Source organism: Synergistota bacterium, from assembly GCA_025060595.1.
Taxonomy (GTDB): Bacteria; Synergistota; GBS-1; order GBS-1; family GBS-1; genus 42-11.
The window spans coordinates 1-2,143 of sequence record JANXBX010000026.1 but is presented as its reverse complement, the minus strand read 5'-3'; the positions used below and the strand labels follow the sequence as shown (position 1 = coordinate 2,143).

At 43.3% G+C, this 2,143-nt stretch carries 3 protein-coding genes; all 3 read left to right on the top strand.

Going from position 1 to position 2,143, the window contains the following annotated elements; translation table 11 throughout:
* The coding region (locus NZ900_09690; GenBank protein MCS7234350.1) for a propionyl-CoA--succinate CoA transferase at positions 1-249 on the top strand (249 nt) is incomplete at its 5' end.
* Positions 250-338: 89 nt separating this feature from the next.
* Complete coding sequence (locus NZ900_09685; GenBank protein MCS7234349.1) at positions 339-1,703, top strand: hypothetical protein; 1,365 nt, start codon at positions 339-341, stop codon at positions 1,701-1,703.
* An 11-nt stretch (positions 1,704-1,714) separates the two neighbouring features.
* Positions 1,715-2,143: iron-containing alcohol dehydrogenase (locus NZ900_09680; protein MCS7234348.1), on the top strand; the 429-nt coding region annotated here is incomplete at its 3' end.

Here is a 2,143-nt window from a genome sequence, read left to right as displayed (position 1 = left end):
CATGTGGATCATACGGAGCATGAGGTGCATCTTATTGTGACTGAGTGGGGGGTAGCTGACTTAAGGGGCAAGTCTCCACGGGAGAGGGCTAAGGAGATAATAAGCAAGTGTGCGCATCCTGACTATAGGGAGGCTCTTTGGGATTACTTTAATCGAGCTTCCTTTAGGGGAGGCCATGAGCCTCATTTACTGGAGGAGGCCTTAAGCTGGCATGTGCGCTTCCTTGAAAGGGGAAGCATGAAAATCTAAAAAGGGAGGTGGGAAGTAGGTGGCGAGTTTAATCCTGGGGTAAGCTTAAAGAATTTCAAACAATTTTTAACGAGGGGGGGTATGATAATATGAAGACTTATGTGGGGCCGTTGTTAAGGCGTATTGAGGGGCCTGAAAATGAACAGCCCTATATTAAGCTTGGGATTTTTAAGCTGCGTTTGCCTTTCATTCATTACGAATGGGAATGGCCTGAGGCTATCTCTGCCTTGATAATGATGGCTACTTGTTTGGGTGCGGCTCCTGTTCTTGAGGAAACGTTAGGATGTCCTTTCGAGGTCGCTGTAACCATGGTTATAATTAATGGCTTTTTGTATATGCTTCATGCCCATTTGGGTGACCCAGTTGTCCCTGGATGGGTTACTCCTGCTATTCCTCTTGTTGTTGCCTATTTAAGTCAGTATCCTATGGGACCTGTAAGGACTCAAGCTCTGGTAGCTTTAAACCTCTCCTTTGGTATTCTATTGCTTGTTCTTGGTCTTACTGGTTTAGCTAAGAAGTTTGCGGACCTTATTCCTACATCAGTTAAAGCTGGGGTTATTTTTGGAGCTGGTATTGCTGCCTTCAACTCTATTTATATGAAGGGTGGAAGGTTTGATAAAGCACCTATAAGCGTTACCGTTGGGGTTGTTGTGGCGCTTATAACTCTTTTTGCCACGTGGTATAGGTATAAATCGGAGAGGATGCCTTTTCTTAAGGCCATAAGAAACTTCGGTATGGTTCCAGCGATAATATTTGCTTTAATAGTTGGCCCGATGGTTGGAGAGCTTAAGGTTCCAGAGATTATATGGAGTATAACCCCATTAAAGCTCAGGGAGCTTTTTGTGAATTATTCGCCATTCTCGATTGGATTTCCATCTTTACAAGTTATAGTTAATACGATACCATTGATGTTAGCGGTCTATATAATAGCGTTTGGTGATTTCGTATTCGCTCAAACGGTTATCGGGGAGGCGGATAGAGCTCGCGGTGATGAGAAGATAGAGTTTAATGTTAATCGTTCTAATATTATAAGTGGGATTAGAAACGTAGCGCTTGGATTTTTTGCTCCTTATACGCAGAACGCAGGTCCCTTGTGGGCAGCTATGACTGTTGCGGTTGCTGAAAGGTATAAGGAAGGTAAAGATGCTATGTATTCGATATGGGGTGGGGTTGGCACCTTTAGAGTGATGACCTTCTTAGGTCTTTTTATCTATCCTTTAGTGTGTATAGTTAGGCCCGCCTTAACTATTGCTTATTCTGTAACTTTACTAGTTCAGGCTTTTGCCTGTAGCTACATAGCTATGGAAGAGGTAATGAAGAACAGAAATTCTATTGCGGTTGCCGTCTTAACGGGTGCCATGATAGCTCTAAGAGGCGCAGCATGGGGGCTCTTAACAGGTATAGTGCTTTATCTTCTAGTTGAAAGAGGTGGTAAGGTTAATAATAAAAAATAGGGGGTGTGTTGATGATGCTCGTTACTTTCAACTTCAACGTTCCTTCAACACTGGTTTTTGGGGTCGATACGGTTAACCAAGTGGGCCAGTATGTTAAAAGGTTTAATGGTAAAAAGGCGTTCGTTATAACCGATCCAGGGGTAGCTAAGGTGGGGATATTGGAGAAGGTATTAAAGATATTAAAGGGTGATGGGATCGAAACAGGTTATTATGATCAGGTTATACCTGAGCCTCCAGAGAACATAGTTGCTGATATAGTTGATAAAGTTAAGGAGGGAGGCTTTGAGGTAATAATCGGGCTTGGTGGAGGAAGCTCTATGGATACCGCCAAGATGGTATCTGTTTTAGTTACCAATGGTGGGACAGTTCGCGACTATATTGGCATTGGTAAGGTTCCAAAGCCTGGCCTTCCTAAGATAATGATACCTACCACATCTGGA